General features: G+C 71.2%; 19 protein-coding genes and 2 pseudogenes. 10 read left to right on the top strand and 11 right to left on the bottom strand.

Going from position 1 to position 17,850, the window contains the following annotated elements; all coding sequences use genetic code 11:
* Positions 1–96: 96 nt before the first annotated feature.
* Entirely contained in the window at positions 97–399 is a 303-nt protein-coding gene (locus tag ACIBEF_RS31195) for a helix-turn-helix transcriptional regulator (RefSeq protein ID WP_357195977.1), read from the bottom strand.
* Between the two features lie 65 nt (positions 400–464).
* On the opposite strand from ACIBEF_RS31195, the gene map reads away from it, so the two are divergent.
* The 5 genes and pseudogenes from map (at position 465) to ACIBEF_RS31170 (ending at position 5,898) form a co-directional block, all read left to right on the top strand.
* Entirely contained in the window at positions 465–1,238 is a 774-nt protein-coding gene (gene map / locus ACIBEF_RS31190; RefSeq protein WP_396796970.1) for a type I methionyl aminopeptidase, read from the top strand.
* 164 nt (positions 1,239–1,402) lie between these two features.
* Positions 1,403–2,107, top strand: a pseudogene (locus ACIBEF_RS31185) (CDP-alcohol phosphatidyltransferase family protein); the annotation flags it as partial.
* Positions 2,108–2,361: 254 nt separating this feature from the next.
* On the top strand, positions 2,362–4,017 hold the full coding sequence (locus ACIBEF_RS31180; RefSeq protein WP_396796969.1) for a sulfatase-like hydrolase/transferase: 1,656 nt from the start codon (positions 2,362–2,364) through the stop codon (positions 4,015–4,017).
* 35 nt (positions 4,018–4,052) lie between these two features.
* Positions 4,053–4,850, top strand: coding sequence for an FkbM family methyltransferase (locus ACIBEF_RS31175; RefSeq protein WP_396796968.1), 798 nt, complete (start codon positions 4,053–4,055; stop codon positions 4,848–4,850).
* Positions 4,851–4,941: 91 nt separating this feature from the next.
* Positions 4,942–5,898, top strand: a complete 957-nt coding sequence (locus ACIBEF_RS31170) for a LysR family transcriptional regulator (RefSeq protein WP_396796967.1) — start codon at positions 4,942–4,944, stop codon at positions 5,896–5,898.
* Here the strand turns inward: ACIBEF_RS31170 and ACIBEF_RS31165 are convergent.
* Genes ACIBEF_RS31165 through ACIBEF_RS31130 form a run of 8 tightly spaced genes read right to left on the bottom strand, consistent with a single transcriptional unit; the run spans position 5,823 to position 14,140 of the window.
* Complete coding sequence (locus ACIBEF_RS31165; RefSeq protein ID WP_396796966.1) at positions 5,823–7,061, bottom strand: VWA domain-containing protein; 1,239 nt, start codon at positions 7,059–7,061, stop codon at positions 5,823–5,825. The genes ACIBEF_RS31170 and ACIBEF_RS31165 overlap by 76 nt on opposite strands.
* Complete coding sequence (locus tag ACIBEF_RS31160) at positions 7,058–8,011, bottom strand: SRPBCC family protein (protein ID WP_396796965.1); 954 nt, start codon at positions 8,009–8,011, stop codon at positions 7,058–7,060. The genes ACIBEF_RS31165 and ACIBEF_RS31160 overlap by 4 nt, the downstream gene beginning before the upstream one ends.
* Positions 8,008–8,877, bottom strand: coding sequence for an AAA family ATPase (locus tag ACIBEF_RS31155; protein ID WP_396796963.1), 870 nt, complete (start codon positions 8,875–8,877; stop codon positions 8,008–8,010). Before ACIBEF_RS31155 ends, ACIBEF_RS31160 begins: the two co-directional genes overlap by 4 nt.
* Positions 8,874–9,449, bottom strand: coding sequence for an NTP transferase domain-containing protein (locus ACIBEF_RS31150; protein WP_396796961.1), 576 nt, complete (start codon positions 9,447–9,449; stop codon positions 8,874–8,876). The genes ACIBEF_RS31155 and ACIBEF_RS31150 overlap by 4 nt, the downstream gene beginning before the upstream one ends.
* A gap of 3 nt (positions 9,450–9,452) precedes the next feature.
* On the bottom strand, positions 9,453–10,319 hold the full coding sequence (locus ACIBEF_RS31145) for an XdhC family protein (RefSeq protein WP_396796959.1): 867 nt from the start codon (positions 10,317–10,319) through the stop codon (positions 9,453–9,455).
* Positions 10,320–10,329: 10 nt separating this feature from the next.
* The gene (locus ACIBEF_RS31140; protein WP_396796957.1) at positions 10,330–12,720 is read right to left on the bottom strand and encodes an aerobic carbon-monoxide dehydrogenase large subunit; all 2,391 of its coding nucleotides are present in this window, start codon (positions 12,718–12,720) and stop codon (positions 10,330–10,332) included.
* On the bottom strand, positions 12,717–13,265 hold the full coding sequence (locus ACIBEF_RS31135) for a (2Fe-2S)-binding protein (RefSeq protein ID WP_357195947.1): 549 nt from the start codon (positions 13,263–13,265) through the stop codon (positions 12,717–12,719). The genes ACIBEF_RS31140 and ACIBEF_RS31135 overlap by 4 nt, the downstream gene beginning before the upstream one ends.
* A 2-nt stretch (positions 13,266–13,267) precedes the next feature.
* Positions 13,268–14,140, bottom strand: coding sequence for an FAD binding domain-containing protein (locus ACIBEF_RS31130; RefSeq protein ID WP_396796955.1), 873 nt, complete (start codon positions 14,138–14,140; stop codon positions 13,268–13,270).
* A gap of 118 nt (positions 14,141–14,258) precedes the next feature.
* Between ACIBEF_RS31130 and ACIBEF_RS31125 the strand changes: the two genes are divergently transcribed.
* A complete protein-coding gene (locus ACIBEF_RS31125; RefSeq protein WP_396796953.1) occupies positions 14,259–15,332 on the top strand; it encodes an XdhC family protein in 1,074 nt (357 codons plus the stop codon).
* A gap of 5 nt (positions 15,333–15,337) precedes the next feature.
* Here ACIBEF_RS31125 and ACIBEF_RS31120 read toward each other — a convergent pair whose 3' ends face one another.
* Positions 15,338–15,709: an NUDIX hydrolase gene (locus tag ACIBEF_RS31120; protein WP_396796971.1), complete on the bottom strand. Its 372-nt coding sequence runs from the start codon at positions 15,707–15,709 to the stop codon at positions 15,338–15,340.
* Positions 15,710–15,732: 23 nt separating this feature from the next.
* On the opposite strand from ACIBEF_RS31120, the pseudogene ACIBEF_RS31115 reads away from it, so the two are divergent.
* Positions 15,733–15,909: pseudogene (locus ACIBEF_RS31115) on the top strand (RNA-binding protein); the annotation flags it as partial.
* Between the two features lie 129 nt (positions 15,910–16,038).
* Here ACIBEF_RS31115 and ACIBEF_RS31110 read toward each other — a convergent pair.
* Positions 16,039–16,272, bottom strand: coding sequence for a GntR family transcriptional regulator (locus ACIBEF_RS31110; protein WP_396796951.1), 234 nt, complete (start codon positions 16,270–16,272; stop codon positions 16,039–16,041).
* Between the two features lie 132 nt (positions 16,273–16,404).
* Here ACIBEF_RS31110 and ACIBEF_RS31105 point away from each other — a divergent pair, with 132 nt between their 5' ends.
* The 3 genes from ACIBEF_RS31105 to ACIBEF_RS31095 form a co-directional block, all read left to right on the top strand.
* A complete protein-coding gene (locus tag ACIBEF_RS31105) occupies positions 16,405–16,608 on the top strand; it encodes a hypothetical protein (RefSeq protein ID WP_396796950.1) in 204 nt (67 codons plus the stop codon).
* Between the two features lie 75 nt (positions 16,609–16,683).
* Positions 16,684–17,481, top strand: coding sequence for a PrsW family intramembrane metalloprotease (locus ACIBEF_RS31100; protein ID WP_396796948.1), 798 nt, complete (start codon positions 16,684–16,686; stop codon positions 17,479–17,481).
* Between the two features lie 145 nt (positions 17,482–17,626).
* Positions 17,627–17,850 (top strand): hypothetical protein (locus tag ACIBEF_RS31095; protein WP_396796947.1); only part of this gene is annotated, 224 nt, incomplete at its 3' end.

Genomic DNA, 17,850 nt, shown 5'->3' with positions numbered 1-17,850 from the left:
ACCCGCCTGGCTCCACGCCTACAATCACCACCGCCACCACACCGCAATCGGCGGCCCACCCGCCAGCCGCGTCCCCAACCTCTCTGGACAGAACACCTAGGAGGCCAACCGCTCGCGCGCGGTGCGCGTCGGCCGGGGGAGTTCGGCGCTGCCGGCCGACGTGTTGATCTCCGACCAGACGGCGTCGAGGGAGAGCCCGAGGACGTCGGCGATCGCCGCGATGGTCGGGAAGGCGGGGGTGGCTATCCGGCCGGACTCGATCTTTCGAAGGGTCTCTGGCGAGACGCCCGCGTCCAGCGCGGTGAGAAGCATCGAACGCTCTCCACGGGCCCGACGCAGGAGCGCGCCGAGGCGCTGTCCGCGTTCGAGCTCTTCGGGAGTGAGCGGCAACCTGACCATGCCCCGATTCTAGTACCGGGATAATATGGCCGGGATACTTATTGGTCACCAGAGGAAGGCGCTGCATGATCGAGATCCTGAGCCCCACCGACGTGCTGCGAGCGAAGGACACCGGCGCGCTGGTCGCCAGCATCCTGCAGACGCTGAAGAGCCGCTGCGTGGTCGGCACCAACCTCCTGGACGTCGACCGGTGGGCGCAGGCCATGATCACCGAGGCCGGGGCGCAGTCCTGCTACGTCGACTATGAGCCGTCCTTCGGGCGTGGGCCGTTCGGCCACTACATCTGCACGTCGGTGAATGACGCCGTACTGCACGGATTGCCGTACGACTACCCACTCGCCGACGGGGACCTGCTCTCGCTCGACCTCGCCGTCTCCCACGGTGGAGTCGTCGCGGACTCGGCCATCAGCTTCATCGTGGGCGAGGTGCGGCCCCCGGAGAGCGTCGCGCTGATCGACGCGACCGAGCGCGCGTTGCGGGCGGGGATCGCCGCCGCCGGCCCCGGCGTTCCCATCGGCGACATCTCCCACGCGATCGGCTCGGTTCTCAGGGCGGCGGGATACTCGGTCAACACGGAGTTCGGCGGGCACGGCGTCGGATCGACGATGCACCAGGACCCGCACGTCTCCAACACCGGGCGCCCCGGTCGCGGCTACCGGCTACGGCCGGGGCTGCTGCTGGCGCTGGAGCCCTGGGTGATGGCGGACACCGCCACGCTGGTCACCGATGCCGACGGCTGGACCCTCCGCAGCGCGACGGGCTGCCGGACGGCGCACAGCGAGCACACCATCGCGATCACCGAGGACGGTGCCGAGGTGCTGACCCTGCCGGCGCCCTGACCGACGGCCCGGCGGTCGACCCGCTTCGACGGTGGACGATTAACCGGCCGGCCGAGGGGCAGGTCTCTGTGTGGCACCCCTGCGGGGTCGCGTTCAGAGTGAACCGATCGGTCATATTTTCCGTGATGACGGTCAGGGTCACCCACCAGAGTCGCGGAGGCACGATGTCAACGGTTCGAACTGGTCCGGTCATCGGACTGCTCGTGCAGATCGGCCTGCTGGCCCTGCTGGCGGAGACGGTCGGTCTGGGCGCGGCGGGCTGGTTGGCGGGGCTGGCGTACGGGGTGGTCCTGTGCGCCCTGCTGAGCCGGGGGATGTCCCGCTCGGGCGCGGGTGCGCTCAGCCCGGCCGACCGGGTGACACTGAGCCGGGCGATCCTCGTCGGCGGCGTGACGGCCCTGGCCGCCGACTCGTTCGGCCGGTCGGCGCCGGTCACCCTGATGGTCGTCCTCACCAGCGTGGCGTTGGCCCTCGACGCCGTCGACGGGTACACGGCCCGCCGTACCGGGACCACCAGCGAGCTCGGCGCGCGCTTCGACATGGAGATCGACTCGATCCTGGTTCTGGTGCTCTGCCTGCATGTGGCCCCCGCGGTGGGTGGCTGGGTGCTCGTGATCGGCTCGATGCGCTACCTCTATTGCGCCGCGACCTGGGTGTTGGAGTGGATGCGGGGATCCGCACCGCCGCGTTACTGGAGCAAGGTCGTCGCCGCGATCCAGGGCGTCGTGTTGACGGTGGCGATGGCCGACGTGCTGCCCGCGCCGCTGACGACAATGGTGCTGGTGGTGTCGGTGGCGCTGCTGGTCGAGTCGTTCGGGCGGGACGTGACCTGGCTCTGGACGACCCGGCACCGCCGCCGCGCCGTCACCCACGCCACCCCGGCCGCGACGGTCCACGCGGGCAACTCGGCGAGCCACAGTGCCCCGAGCGCCGCGACGGCGCTGGGCTCGGGCCGGCCGGACGGGCTGCCCTGGTCGGACCGACCCACGGTCACCGTCGCCCGACGCGGGACCGCCCGCGTCTGAGCCTCCCGGATGCCGCGACCAACAAAGATCATGGAAGGATGCCCGGGTTGTCGCTCTTGACGCGCGTACGTCAGCTGCCGAGCCAGGGACGGAGGGCGATGGAGGTCGAGGTCTCGGACGGCACCGCCGACGGCACCGACGTCGAGGAGCGGCCGAAACGTTCCATCGCCGCCAGGCTGACGACCGTGCTGGCCGCGCTGCTCGTGCTGCTCGTCCTCACCGTGCCGTACGACTACGGCCGGCTCAGCCCGGCGGCGTTCGCGCGGATCCCCCTGGAGGCGCTACTGGTCGTGGCCCTCCTGCTCGCCCTGCCGTCTCGTGGCAGCCGGATGGTCGCGACGCTCGCCGGCGTGGCCCTCGGCCTGCTCGGCCTGTTGAAGCTGCTGGACCTGGGATTCACCGCGTCGCTGAGCCGGGCGTTCGACCCGGTGCTCGACTGGGCGCTCCTCGACGAGGGGTTCGCCTTCCTCAGCGAGTCGTACGGCCGGCCCGCCGCCATCGGCGCCGCGGCCACCCTGGCGGTGGTGGTCGTGGTTCTGCCGACACTTGTCACGCTGTCGATGCGGCGACTGCGGGGGGTGGTGGTCGGGCACCGCGCCGGGACCACCCGGGTCGTTGCCGCGCTGGTGGTCGTCTGGGTGGCCTGCGCCGCGTTCAACGTGCGGGTGGTCGAGGGCGTACCGGTCGCCGACACGTCCGCGACCACCCTGGCCAACGGTCACGGCTTCCAGGTGCGCCTGCGCCTCGACGACCGAGAGACGTTCGGCGCCCTGATCGAGGCCGACACGTTCGGCGACACCCCGGGCGACCAGCTACTGACCGCGCTGCGCGGCAAGAACGTGGTCGTCGCCTTCGTGGAGAGCTACGGCCGGGACGCCGTCGAGGACCCGGAGTTCGCGCCGCAGGTAGGCGCGGTCCTCGACCGCGGCACCAGTCAGCTGAGCGCGGCGGGTTTCGCCGCGCAGAGCGGCTTCCTCACCTCGCCGACCTTCGGTGGCGGCAGTTGGCTCGCGCACGACACGCTGCTCTCCGGACTCTGGATCGACAACGACCAGCGCCACCGCACCCTGCTGGCCAGTGACCGGATGACCCTCAACCGCGCCTTCCAACGAGCGAACTGGCAGACCGTGGGCGTGATGCCCGCCGTCACCAAGCCGTGGCCGGAGGGCTCCTTCTTCGGCTACGACCGGTTCTACGACGCCAGAACGCTCGCGTACCGAGGCCCGAAGTTCAGCTTCGGCACCCCGCCCGACCAGTACACCCTGGCCAGCTGGCAGCGCCTGGAGCAGGCGAAGCGCGACGGCAACGTGATGACCGAGCTGGCGCTGGTGTCGAGTCACGCGCCCTGGACGCCCGTCCCGCCGCTGCTCGACTGGGCCGACGTCGGCGACGGCGCGGTCTACCGTGGGGCCGGTGCGGGCAGGTCGGACGACAAGCGCCGCAACACCGCCCAGATCCGGGCGGACTACCGAAAGTCCATCGAGTACACCCTCGGCGCGCTCATCTCCTACGTGCGGACCTACGGAGACGACGACCTCGTGTTCATCGTCCTCGGTGACCACCAGCCCGCCGCGGTCGTCACCGGCGAGAACGCCAGCCACGACGTGCCGATCTCGATCATCACTCGGGACCGGGCCGTGCTGGACCGGATCTCCGGGTGGGGCTGGCAGGACGGGCTGAAGCCCGGGCCGCAGGCACCGGTCTGGCGGATGGACGCCTTCCGGGACCGGTTCCTGACCGCCTTCGGACCGTAACCCGGTCACCTCTCTCACGGACTGGACCCAGACAGATGACGGCTAGCACCGACACCAGGATCGCCGCGCTCCGGACCGACCCGGCCCTGTCCCTGCTGCACCGGTCGCTGGACGTCTACTACGGCGACCCCGAGCGGGACGCGAGGATGGACGCCTTCTACTCCCGCTTCGTCAGCGGCGGGGACCTCGTCTTCGACATCGGCTCCCACGTGGGCGATCACATCGCCAGCTTCCGTCGCCTCGGTGCCCGGGTCGTCGCGGTGGAACCGCAGCCGTTGTGTCTGCGCGCCCTGCGGGCGATCTACGCCGACGACGACCAGGTGACAGTGGTCGACGCGGCGTGTGGCGCGCTCCTCGGGCGTACCCGGTTGCACGTCAACTCCGCCAACCCCACGGTGTCCACCGCCTCACCGGATTTCGTCCTGGCGGCGGAGGGTGCGGGCGGGTGGGAGGGCCAGGTGTGGGACACCGAGATCGAGGTGGCGGTGGTCACCGTCGACGCGCTGATCGAGACGTACGGCGTGCCGACCTTCACCAAGATCGACGTTGAGGGCTTCGAGGACGAGGTGCTGGCCGGCTTGAGCCGCCCGCTGCCCGCGCTGTCGTTCGAGTTCACCACCATCGCGCGTGCGGTCGCCGACCGGTGTCTCGATCGCTTGACCGCGCTGGGTTTCGACGGCTTCGACGTCGCGGTGGGCGACGACAAGTCGATGACCTTCCAACGGTGGACGTCCGCGACCGACCTTGCGACGCACCTGCACGACCTGCCGCACGCCGCGAACTCCGGCGACGTGTACTGCGTGTCCGGAAACCAGGCGGTCACCACCGACTGATCGGGTGCTGGCGGTGGCGCGGACCAGCGCGGGATGATCGACGTTCGTCTCGACGTCGAGCCGCGCCACGCGATCGCGGGGGAGAGGGCCGATGACCCCGACACAGCTCCGCGCGTACGTCGCCGTGGTCCGGCTGGGCTCGGTCAAACAGGCCGCCGCGGAGCTTCAGGTCTCCGAGTCGGCGGTGTCGCTGCACATCGCCCAACTGCGCAAGGAGTTCGGCGACAAGCTCTTCGCCCGTACGGCGGCGGGCCTCGCGTTCACACCGGGTGGGCTGCGGCTGGCCAGTCGGGCGGCGGAACTGCTGGGCCTGCAGGACCGCACCATCCTGGAGGTCAGCGCCGCGACGCGCGGCCGACGGATGCTGCGGGTCGCGGCGTCGAGCCTGTTCGCGGAGTTCGCCGCCCCCGGCCTGATCGAACTCTTCGCGAAGCGCGCCGCCGACCTCGACGTCGAGTTGAGCGTGCGCAACCCGGGGGCGTTCGGGTCGCTGCTGTTGACCCGCGCCGCGGACATCGCGATCGGGCCGCAACCGTCGGTCGTCGACAGCGCGATCGACTGCCGGCCGGTGATGAACTACCGGCTCGTGATCGCCGTCGGCCCGGAGCATCCACTGGCCGGCATGGCGGCGTCACCGGGGCAGCTGCGGGAACAGACCTGGCTGCTCGGGCCGTCGGCCGCCACCGAGTGGGGCGCGGTCCCGGCGCTGCTGCGCCGGCTCGCCGTGCCGGACGAGCGGCAGCAGTTGTTCCAGAGCCACGCGGCCGCGCTGGGGGAGGCCAAGCGGGGCAGGGGGGTGGCGCCGGCCCTCGCGTTCACCGTCGCGCCGGACATCCGTCAGGGCCAGCTCGGGCAGGTGCTGGGACCGCACGCGACGATGGAGGCGGTGTGGCATGCCCAGGTGCTCGCCACCCCCGGTTCGATGTCGGCCGCCGAGGAGCTGTCGCGCTTCTCGTCGACGCCGAGGGCGATTCAGGCGATGATGCGCGGCGCGGGCGTCAGCGTCGGCCATTTCCGGCCGTCGGTGCACGTGACGCTCTGGAGCTGACGGGCGACGGCCAGCAGGTCCTGGAAGGTGCCGGCCGGCAGCATGCGGTCGCAGTAGGGGAGTGCGGCGGCCATCCCGCCGACGCGAGGGGCGAAGCCGGGCGCGCCGGCGCGGGGATTCAACCAGAGAATCCGGTACGCGCGGCGGCTCAGCCGGGCCATCACCGCTGCCAGGTCGGCGGGCGGATCGCTGTCCCACCCGTCCGACCCGATCACCACCACTGCCCCGCGTACGGCCTCCGCGTGGTGGGAGGTGAGCAGGGCGCGCAGGTTCGTGGCGATCCGGGTGCCCCCGTACCGGTCGGTCACGGCGGCGCTGGCCTGTGCGACCGCCTCTGCCGCCGAGGTGTGCCGGAGCACCACTGTGAGCCGGGTCAGCGTCGTGGCGAACGCGAACACCTCCGCGTCGGCGACCACCGCGAACGCCCGCATCAGATGCAGGTACGCGGTGGCCTGCGCCCGCATCGACTCGCTGACGTCACAGAGCAGCACGACCCGGCGTGGCCGCCGTACCGGGCGCGCGCGGACGACCTCTATCGGCTCCCAGCCGGTACGCCGGGACCGGGCGATGGTGGCCCGCAACGCGATCCGGGCGCCGGCCGGGCCCACGGTGTGCCGCCGGGTGCGTCGGGTCGGCCAGCCGGCGACGGCCGCGCGCAGGGCGTCGCCGAGTTGCGTGACCTGAGCGGCGTCGAGTTCGTCGAACGGACGGTCGGCGAGCCCGGTGTGGGCGCTCGGGCGCCGCTCGGGCATTCGCAGCGGGGTGTCGTGTTCGGGGGTCTCGGCGACCACCGGCGGCAGTGTCGCCCAGGGCAGGCCGCCGCCCGGCCCCGCGTCGTCGGTGTCGGCCGGCACCCGGACGTACACGTCGTCGGAACTGTCGGCCGGGGGCGCGGACCGCCGCGGTCGGGGCAACGGTGGTGGGTCCGCGAAGACCGCCGCGAAGACCCGGTCGAACGCGGGCACGTCGGTGTGCCGTCGCACCAGGCTGATCCGGGCGCTCCAGTACAGCGACGACATCGAGTCGGGCGGGCTGGCGGCGAGCGCACGGACGAAGTCGTCGACGGCGGTCAGCCCGGCCGGAACCCCGGCCCGGCGCAACCGGCTGGCGAGAGCCACCGCGAACGCCGCCCGGTCGACGCCACGCAACACACCCTGGCTCACCGGCGCGCGACCAGCCAGGCGATCACCGCGCCGACCGCGACCAGACCGACGACCACCGGTACGAGGCGCTTGGTGACCGACCCGCCGGCGATGCTGAGCAGGTCGAGCGCCTCCGGCTCGGCGGTCGGCGCGACACGGACGGCATCGCCCGACGGCCCGACATCCGACGGCGCGACGCCCGACGGCGCGACGCCCGACGGCGCGTCCGGCGACGACGCACCCGGCTGCGGCGGACCTGGCCGTGACGAGACCGGCGACGAGTCGACCGGTGACGGCTCGACGGGTGAGGGTGCCACGGCGGCGGTGCTGGGCGTGGTGGCGACCGCCGTGGCGGACGCGGCCGGAGTCGGCTCGATCGGCGCGGTGGACGCCGCCGGGCCTGACGCGGACGCCGCCGGGCCTGACGCGGACGCCGCCGGGCCTGACGCGGACGCCGCCGGGGTGGGCGCGGGCGGCGCGTCTGACGCGGCCGCCACGGGTTGGGCGTGCGGATGCGGGGCCTGCGGTTCAGCGGCGAGCTTGGCCTCCAGGTTCGCGACGAACTGGGCCAGCAGCTTGCCCGACACCTCCTTGATCATGCCGCTGCCGAACTGGGCCAGTTTCCCGGAGATCTTCAGGTCGGTGTCCACACTGACCAGCGTCCGGTCGCCGTCCGGCCGCAGATGGGCGGTGACCAGCGCGGATGCGGTGCCGGTCGAGCGGGCGTCACGGCCCCTCGCGTCGATCACCCCGCGGTAGGCGGCGTCGTCCTTCTCGACGAAGCGGGCGGTGCCCGCGAACTCCGAAACGACCGGTCCGACCTTGACCCGCACCCGGCCCTGGTAGACGTCGCCGTCGACGTCGGTCAGCTGGGCGCCCGGCAGGCACGGCGCGAGCCCTTCCAGGTCGGTGAGCACCGCCCAGGCCCGGTCGATCGGAACGGTGACCGCGAACTCGTTGGTGATCTTCATGGTGAACTCTCCTGGTAGGCGCCGAGCGCGGCGGCGACCACGGCGCGGTCGTCGGGGGTCTTGGCGATGGTGCCGATGGTCTGCGCGACACCGTCAGCGGCCAGGTCGGTGACACCCAGCACGGACAGCGCGCCCACCCAGTCGATGGTCTCCGCCATGCCGGGCGCCTTCTCCAACTCCCGGTGGCGTACGCCACCGACGAACTGCACGGCCGTCTGGATCAGCGGCCCGGCCGCGCCCGGTACGGCCCGGCGGACGATCTCCACGGCGCGGGCCGGTTCGGGGTACTCGATCCAGTGGTAGAGGCATCGGCGGCGCAGCGCGTCGTGCAACTCCCGGCTGCGGTTGGAGGTGAGCACCACGACCGGTGGCGTCCGGGCGGTGAAGGTGCCGAGTTCGGGAATCGTGATGCCGGCCTCGCCGAGGAACTCGAACAGCAGCGCCTCGAACTCGTCGTCGGCCCGGTCGATCTCGTCGATCAGCAGCACCGGCGGGACCGGCCCCCGGTGGCGTACGGCCCGCAGGATCGGCCGTTCCTGAAGATACTCGGCGCTGAACAGGTCCGCGTCGGTGAGCTGGGTGTGGTGCGCCTCGGCGAGCCGGATCGCCAACAGTTGCCGCTGGTAGTTCCACTCGTAGAGCGCCTCGCCCGCGGTGAGCCCCTCGTAGCACTGCAACCGGATCAGCGGTGTCTCCAGCGCGCGGGCCAACGCCTTCGCGGCGGTGGTCTTGCCGACCCCCGGTTCGCCCTCCAGCAGCAGCGGCCGACCGAGTCGCACGGCCAGGAACAGGGCCATCGCCATGCCGTCGTCGACCAGGTAGTCGACGGCGTCGAGGCGGTGCCGGACGGCCTGGGCGTCCTTCATGCCTCGCCCGCCAGCAGGCGCTCGTAGTCGGCCCGGGTGTCCACGTCGATCGGCACCGGCCCGTCGACTGTCACCTCGGTCACCGGGTGACGCCCGGAGTGCAGGAGCTTCCAGACGGCCTTGTCGCCGTGCAGGTCGTACAGCTCGGGCAGGACCTCACGGCCGAAGCGGAAGGGATGGCCCAGACCGTCCGCGTACCGGCACACGGCCAGCGGGGTGCCCGCTGCGGCGACCCGGCGGACGTCCGCGACGCGGACGCCGGGCTGGTCACCGAGGAGCAGCACGAGGGCGTCGGCGCGCGGGTCCACCGCACGCGCGGCGGTGCGCACCGACGACCCGCAGCCGGTGCTGAACGCCGGGTTCTGCACGACCTGGCAGCCGGTCAGGTCCACCCGGTCACGGATGCCGCCCGCCGCGCCGCCCACTGTGACGAGCAACTGGTCGAAGCCGCACGCGCGGGCCAGGTCGAGGGTGGCGTCGAGCAGCGTCCGCCCCCGGTACGGGAGCAGTTGCTTGGCCTCGCCGAGCCGCACCGACGCTCCAGCGGCGAGCACCACGCCGGTCAGGAACACCTGTCACGCCGCCGTGAAACTCGCGAGGCAACCGGCGCAGCAGAACCAGAAGTCCTGCCCGTCGACGCGCGTGTGCGGCGTCTCCGCCCCGAACAGCACCGTCATCCCACACACCGGGTCGACGGCCTGCTGCGGTCGGGCGGCCGGCGCGCCGGAGGCCGGGGCCAACCCGTCCACCCGGATGGCCCGGACCACCTCACCCATGATCGCCAGGGCGATCTCCGCCGGCGTACGCGCGCCGATCTCCAGCCCGGCCGGGGTGTGGACGCGGGCGCGTTCCGCGTCGGTGAGGCCCAGCTCGTCGAGCAGGGCCACGCCGCGTCTACCACTGGCGACCAACGCGATGAACCCGACGCCGGCGTCGAGCGCGGCCCGGATCGCCTCCGGCTCGCCCCTGCCCAACCCGGCCACCACCACAGCGGTGCAGCTGGTGCTGTCGTCGGCGGTGACGACGTCGAAGTCGAGGAAAGCGGCCACTGTCGCCACGGCGGCGCTGATCGGGGTGTCACCGACCACGCGCAGCGCCGGCGCCGGCAGCATCGGCCGGAGGAAGACCTCGATCGCCCCACCGGAGTGGCACGGGTTCACCACCACCCGAGCCCCCGGCGTCTCCGGGAACGGGGTCGCGCCTTCCGGCAGCACCCGCAGCAGCAGGGCGGTGCCGTCGCGCAGGGCGTCGAGGGCCGCCGCCCGCACCGAACTCTCCGCGCACACCCCGCCCATGAAGCCCTCGATCGAGCCGTCGGACCGGATCACCGCGTCGTCGCCCGGCCGCGCCGACGTCGGATCCTGCGCCCGGACCACTGTGGCGTGGACGAACGGCTCCCGGGTGTCGGTCAGCTCCCGGGCGCGTTCGGCGATGGTGGTCATCCTCGGCTCCTCAGATCGGCGGCCGGGCCTGGCCGCGCATCGCGTCCCAGATCCGCGACGGCGTCAGCGGCATGTCGGCGTGGCGGACGCCGAAGGGCTTCAAGGCGTCGATGACCGCGTTGACGATCGCGGGTGGCGACCCCACGGTGGCGGACTCGCCCACGCCCTTCGCGCCGATCGGGTGGTGCGGCGACGGCGTCACGGTGAACCCGGTCTCCCAGTCGGGCACTTCGAGCGACGTCGGGATCAGATAGTCCATCAGGGACGCGCCGAGGCAGTTGCCGTCCTCGTCGAACGCGATCATCTCCATCAGCGCCATGCCGACCCCGTCGGTCAAGCCGCCGTGCACCTGCCCCTCGATGATCATCGGGTTGATCCGGGTGCCGCAGTCGTCGACCGCGATGAACCGTCGGACCTTCACCTGCGCGGTGCCGGGGTCGATGTCCACCACGCAGATGTACGCGCCGTGCGGATAGGTCAGGTTCGACGGGTTGTAGCAGATCTGCGCCTCCAGGCCACCCTCGATGCCCTCGGGCAGGTCACCCGCACCGTGCGCCCGCAGTGCGATGTCCTGGATCGTGACGGACCTGCCCGGGTCACCGGCGACGTGGAACGCGCCCTTCTCCCACTCCAGGTCGGCGACCGACACCTCGAGCATCCCCGAGGCGATGATCCGGGCCTTGTCGCGAACCTTCCGGGCCACCAGGGCGGCCGCCGCGCCCGAGACGGGCGTCGAACGGCTGCCGTACGTGCCGAGGCCGAACGGGGTGTTGTCGGTGTCGCCGTGCAGCACCTCGATGTCCGCCGGTGGGATCCCGATCTCCTCCGCGACGATCTGCGCGAACGTCGTCTCGTGGCCCTGACCCTGCGACTGCACGCTGAGGCGTACCACGGCCTTCCCGGTCGGGTGGACGCGCAGCTCGCAGCCGTCGGCCATGCCCAGCCCGAGGATGTCCATGTCCTTGCGCGGCCCGGCGCCGACGGCCTCGGTGAAGAACGCGATGCCGATGCCCATCAGCTCGCCCCGGGCCCGCTTCTCGGCCTGCTCGCGGCGCAGCTCGTCGTAGCCGGCCATCTCCATCGCCAGCCGCATCGTCGGCTCGTAGTTGCCCGAGTCGTACACCCAGCCGGTCTTCGTCGTGTACGGGAACTGCTCCGGCTGGATGAAGTTCTTCAACCGCAGCTCGGCCGGGTCCATGCCGAGTTCGTCGGCGAGGCAGTCGACGATCCGCTCGACCAGGTAGACCGCCTCGGTGATCCGGAACGAGCAGGCGTACGCGACGCCACCGGGTGCCTTGTTGGTGTAGACCGCTGTCATCTTGCAGTACGCGGCCTCGATGTCGTAGCTGCCGGTGAAGACCCCGAAGAAGCCCGCCGGGTACTTCACCGGAGCGGCGGTGCCGTTGAACGCGCCGTGGTCGGCCAGCACGTTGGTGCGGATGCCGAGGATCCGGCCGTCGCGGGTCGCGGCGATCTCCCCGCGCATGATGTAGTCGCGGGCGAAACCGGTGCTGATCAGGTTCTCCGAGCGGTCCTCCATCCACTTCACCGGCTTGCCGGTGACAATCGAGGCGACGATCGCGCAGACGTACCCGGGGTAGATCGGCACCTTGTTGCCGAACCCGCCGCCGATGTCCGGCGAGATCACCTGGATCTTGTGCTCGGGCAGGCCCGCCACGATGGCGTAGAGGGTGCGGTGCGCGTGCGGGGCCTGGGTGGTCGACCAGAGTCGCAGCTTGCCGTCGACCGCGTCGTAGTCGGCGACCGCCCCACACGTCTCCATCGGCGCCGGGTGCACCCGTGGGTAGACGAGATCCTGGCTCACCACGACGTCCGCGCGGGCGAAGACCGCCTCGGTGGCCGCCTCGTCGCCGGTCTCCCAGTCGAAGCAGTGGTTGTTCGTCTTGCCGTCCAGATCGTCGCGGATCAGCGGTGCGTCCGACTCCAACGCCCGGCGCGCGTCGATCACCGGGTCGAGGACGTCGTACTCGACGTCGATCAGCTCCAGAGCGTCACGCGCCGCGTAGCGGTCGTCGGCGACGACGAACGCCACCTCCTGGCCCTGGAACCGCACCTTGTCGGTGGCGAGCACGGCCTGCACGTCGTTGGAGAGCGTCGGCATCCAGGCCAGGTTCTGCTGCGCCAGCGCCGCGCCGGTCACCACCGCCCGCACCCCGGGCGACGCCTCGGCGGCACTGGTGTCGATGCTGACGATCCGGGCGTGCGCCACCGGCGACCGGAGGATCGCGAGGTGCAGCATGCCGGGCAGTTGGACGTCGTCGACATACCGGCCGCGCCCACGCAGGAAGCGCGGGTCCTCCTTGCGCAGCATCCGGCCGTACCCGACGGGCTTCTGGTCGTTGTCGTGGAACGTGTCCACGCGCTCGTGCACAGTGGTCATGCGACGGCCTCCGCGGGCTGGCCGGCGTTGTCGATCTCGCCAGCCTCGGTCGATTCGGTGGTCTCGGTGACCTGGGCCGCGGCCTGCGCCTCGGCCACGGCGGCCCAGCGGACCGAGCGCACGATGGTGGCGTAACCCGTGCACCGGCAGATCTGACCCGAGATCGCCTCCCGGATCTCCGTCTCGCTCGGGTCGGGGTTGCGGTCGAGCAGCGCCCGCGCGGTCATCATCATCCCCGGGGTGCAGAAACCGCACTGCAGACCGTGGCACTGCATGAATCCCTGCTGGATCGGGTCCAGCTCGGCGCCCTTGGCGAGGCCCTCGACGGTACGCACCTGGTGGCCGCCGGCCATCGCGGCGAGCACCGTGCACGACTTCACCGGCTCGCCGTCGAGCCAGACCACGCAGGTGCCGCAGTTGCTGGTGTCGCAGCCCCAGTGCGTGCCGGTCAGACCCAGCACGTCGCGCAGGAAGTGCACCAGCAGCAGCCGGCCCTCGATCTCCCGGGTGACCTCGACGTCGTTGACGGTCATGGTGACCTGCATGCTCAACTCCTCGCCCGTTCGACGGCCCGGCGCAGGGTCCGCCGGGTCAGCTCGGCGGCCAGATGCCGCTTGTAGTCCGCGCTGCCGCGCTGGTCGGTCACCGGGTCGCAACTGTCCGCCGCGATCGCCCCGGCCTGCTCGTAGAGGCTCTCCGAGGGTTCCTGCCCGCGCAGCGTCGCCGAGATCGCCGGGATGCCGGTGGTGTTGGGGCCGACCGCAGCGAGCCCGACCCGGGCGTCGACGATGGCGCCGCCGTCGAGCCAGACCGCCGCGCCGGCCGACACCACGGCCCAGTCGCCGGCCCGGCGCTCGACCTTGGCGTACGCGCTGCCACAGCCGGGCCGCACCGGTAGCCGGATCTCGACCAGGATCTCGTCGTCGGCGACGGCCGTCTCGTACGGCCCGACGTGGAACTCCTCCATCGACACGACCCGCTCCGCGCCGCCCGGGCCACGGATCACGCACCGCGCGTCCAGCGTCGTGCAGACCGCCGACAGGTCCTCGGACGGGTCGGCCTGGCACAGCGAGCCGCCCAGCGTGCCCCGGTTGCGCACCACCGGGTCGGCGATCACCCGTTCGGCGTCGGCGAAGATCGGGAACGCCGACGCCAGCACGGGGGATTCGAGGAGCTCCCGATGCCGGGTCAACGCGCCGATGCGGACCTCGTCGGGGCCCGCCTCGACGTAGCCCAACTCGCCGTGCAGGTCGTTGATGTCGATCAGATAGTCGAAGTTGGCCAGCCGGAGCTTCATCATCGGCAACAGGCTGTGCCCGCCGGCGATCAGGCGGGCTGTCCCGCCCAGCCGCTCCAGCAGGCTGATCGCATGGTCCACACTGGTGGCTCGCTCGTACTCGAACGGTGCCGGCACCTGCATGTCGCACCTCCGTAGTCCGGCAGAATCTCTGCCCGGCGGGGGTCAAAGTCAACGGTGACCTAAGCAGTTGCTTAGGTCACCGTTGACGGTGCCGCCGGGGCTCGCGGATCGTGCGGCCATGCGGGACATCGTCGACGGGCTGGCCGGCTGGCGTGCGGAGGGCGTCGCGTTCGCCGTCGCGACCGTCGCGCGGACCTGGCAGTCCGCGCCCCGGCAACCGGGCGCGGCGATGGCCGTCTCGGCGAACGGCGACGTGGTGGGCAGTATCTCGGGCGGCTGCGTCGAAGGTGCCGTCTACGAACTCTGCCGGGCCGCGATCCAGACCGGCACGGCGCACACCCGGACCTTCGGCGTCAGCGACGACGACGCGTTGGACGTCGGGCTGACCTGCGGCGGCACCATCCAGGTCCTGGTGCAACCGAGCGTGGCGATGGCCGAGTTCGACGAGGTCCTCGCCGCGATCCGCGACGGACGTCCGGTCGCCACCGCATCGGTCGAGAACGCCCAGCTGGTGATCTGGCCGGATCGGGTCGCGGGCAGCCTCGGCGCACCCGATCTGGACGACGCGGCGGCCCGGCAGGCGACCGGGATGCTCGCGCTCGGCGTCACCGGCACGATCCACCTGGGCCGGCAGGGGCAGCAGCGCGGCGACGAGGTGGCCGTGTTCGTCCAGTCGTACGTGCCACCACCCAGGATGATCATCTTCGGCGCGATCGACTTCGCCGCCGCGATGGCCCGGATCGGCACGTTCCTCGGCTACCACGTGACGGTCTGCGACGCCCGCCCGGTGTTCGCCACCCGTGCGCGTTTCCCGGACGTCGACGACCTCGTCGTCCGCTGGCCACACGCGTACCTGCAGTCGACGACCGTCGACGACCGCACGGTGCTCTGCGTCCTGACCCACGACCCCAAGTTCGACGTGCCGCTGCTCCAGGTCGCCCTCGCCACACCGGCCCGTTACATCGGCGCGATGGGCAGCCGACGTGCCCACGACGATCGGACACGCCGGTTGCGCGAGGCCGGCGTCCCGGAGAGCGCGCTGGCCCGACTCCGCTCACCGATCGGGCTGGACCTGGGCGCGCGGACACCGGAGGAGACGGCCGTGGCGATCGCCGCCGAGATCACCGCCCAGACCTGGGGCGGCACGGGACGCCCGCTCAGCGACCTGGCGACCCCGATCCACCACACCTGACCGATCTAGAGCAGGCGTAGGACCAGCGCGGTGGAGACCGCCACGTCACGATCGAGCACCTGGTCGCGGGGGACGAACACCATGGCCTGCCCCTCACCGAGGACCACGTCCTCCTGTCGAGCCGTGGTGGTGCCTCGGAACACGTGGACGGTCACGGTGTGGGGAAAGCCGGGTTCGTACGGGCGCGGGCCGCTCCACAGCGGGTGCAGTTCGCCCGCTGTCAGACCTGTCTCCTCCAGCAACTCCCGGCGGGCCGCCTCCTCCGGCGACTCGCCGGGCTCGACGTGGCCACCCGGCAGGCTCCACTGGCCGGGTGAGACCGCGATGTCCTCGTCGCGGTGCTGGAGCAACACCGCACCGGAGGGGTCGATCAGCAGTACGAGGGCGACGTCGTAGGTGGCTGCGACACGCGCTGGACGAGGGCGAGGGCGACGAGTCCGTGGCGCAGTGGCGGGCGGGGCACGAGACCTTCTGGCACAGCGCGGAACTCCGCGAGGAGTTGGGCGACCCCGACTTCACCGTGGACGACGACACGATGGTGGTGACCGAGCGCTTCCGCCTGGTGCACGTGGTCTGACGCGCCGCCCTTCGTTCGACGCGGCGATCGTTGGCAGCTCAGCAGTCCGGCGCTCGGCGTGTCGAATTGCTCAGCTGACAACGATCAGGCGCATTGTCGTGTGGTGGCATCAAGGCTCGGCACACGGCTTTATTTCGACGGTCCAGCCTCGGCCACGTAGACGCCTTTGCCCGGGAATCCCTCGACCAGCTCCCGGTCTTTGAGGATGGTCATGACCCGATTGATGGTGGAGATGTGTACGTGGTGCTGTTCGGCCAGCTCGCGTGTGGACGGCAGCTTCTCGCCCGGGGCGAGTTCTCCGGACTTGATCTTGTCGGCGATCTCGTTGGCGATGCGCCGGTAGTCCACTCTCTCGGTCGGCATGAGTCGATCTCCGTGGGTTCCCTGGTTTCGGCAAATTCCTGGGTGCCCGACGGCAACCCACCTGGGGGAGCACGACGTACGGACTCTGCCTCCCAGGTGGGGACAAATCATCATCGCGGGAGGGTGCCGACTGTGCCGATCGACGAGCCGTTCTCCACGGCGACAGAGTTGTTCACTGCCAAGCGGGTTCTAGACGTTCATTGGACCCGGGCGCTCGACCGGCCGTGGCGCGTCGGTGAGTGTTTGGAGTGCCGCGGTCGCACCAACTGTTCGCAGCTTGACTGGGCGATCGAGCTGATCGCCGACGTGGCAGCGACGATGTTCCAGAAACGCTGATCCGTGTGTCCGGAGTCGTGCGGATCTCAACACCGGGGCTGGTCTTCGTAACGTGGGTCGGCCACACTGCGCGGTATGCGTGATCATTGGCGCCGGTGGGCGTGGGTCGGGGTGCTCGTCATCGGGCTGATCCTTTATCTGGCGGTGCTGCGGACCTTGGTCAGCACCAAGAATCCGAACTTCGTACCGGCGTTGATCCTGCTCGGCGCGACGTTGGTGCCGTTGACGTTCCTGACGTTCGCGCAGGCCCGGACCGGGCGCTGGCAGGTGCCGGCTTCGGTGTTGGTGACGTCGGCGTTCTTCGGCGGTGTGATCGGCACTGTGGTCGCCGGCACCCTGGAGTACGACACCCTGCGCGGCCTGGGCACCCTGCCGATGCTGTTCGTCGCGTTGATCGAGGAGTCGGCGAAACTGATCGTCCCGGTGGTCCTGCTGTTCACGGTGGTGGCCCAGCGTCGTCGCCGGGTGCCCTCCGACGGGCTGATCATCGGCATCGCCGCCGGCATGGGGTTCGCCGCGCTGGAGACGATGGGCTACGCGTTCAGCGCGCTGCTGAGTTCGCAGGGCAACATCGGCGTGGTGGAGCAGACGCTCTTCATCCGGGGTCTGACGGCGCCCGCCGGTCACACCGCCTGGACCGGGCTGACCGCCGGCGCGCTCTGGGCGTTGCTGGCGAGCCCGAGCGTCGCCCGGCTCTTCGGGTTCATCGGCACGTTCCTGGGTGTCGTCGTCCTGCACACCCTCTGGGACACGTTCTCCGGTTCGCTGGTCTTCGTCGTGTTGGCGATCATCAGCATCGGCTGGTTGTTCTGGGAGCTGCGCCGCTACCGGACCTTCAGCGATCAACACGTCGGCCAGCTACAGCCGCACTGACCAACGCCGTACCCCATGCCTCTCCCGGCCCGTACCGAAGGGCTGGGAGAGGCATGACTGTTGGTGATCCCGCTGCGGCCCGGCCGGCACCTCAACTAACGTCAGAGTGTTCATATTTGGCGTGATTGGTCGGGAAGGTGCGGCGATGGGGGTGCGCAGCTGGTTCGAGGGCTGGCCGGTCTATCGCCAGCTCACCGGCACGGACCCGCTGGGCCGGGGCGCCGCGGCGAAGTCTGACGGGTCCCGCGCGCTGACCGCCCGTACCGGTGACGCTGATTCGGTGGCTCGGTCTGTCTGCCCGTACTGCGCTGTGGGGTGTGGTCAGCGGGTGTTCGTGAAGGACGGGCGGGTCAGCCAGATCGAGGGGGA

Origin of the sequence: Micromonospora sp. NPDC050795 (assembly GCF_044456785.1) — a bacterium.
Taxonomy (GTDB): domain Bacteria; phylum Actinomycetota; class Actinomycetes; order Mycobacteriales; family Micromonosporaceae; genus Micromonospora.
This window is presented reverse-complemented; position numbering and strand designations above follow the sequence as displayed.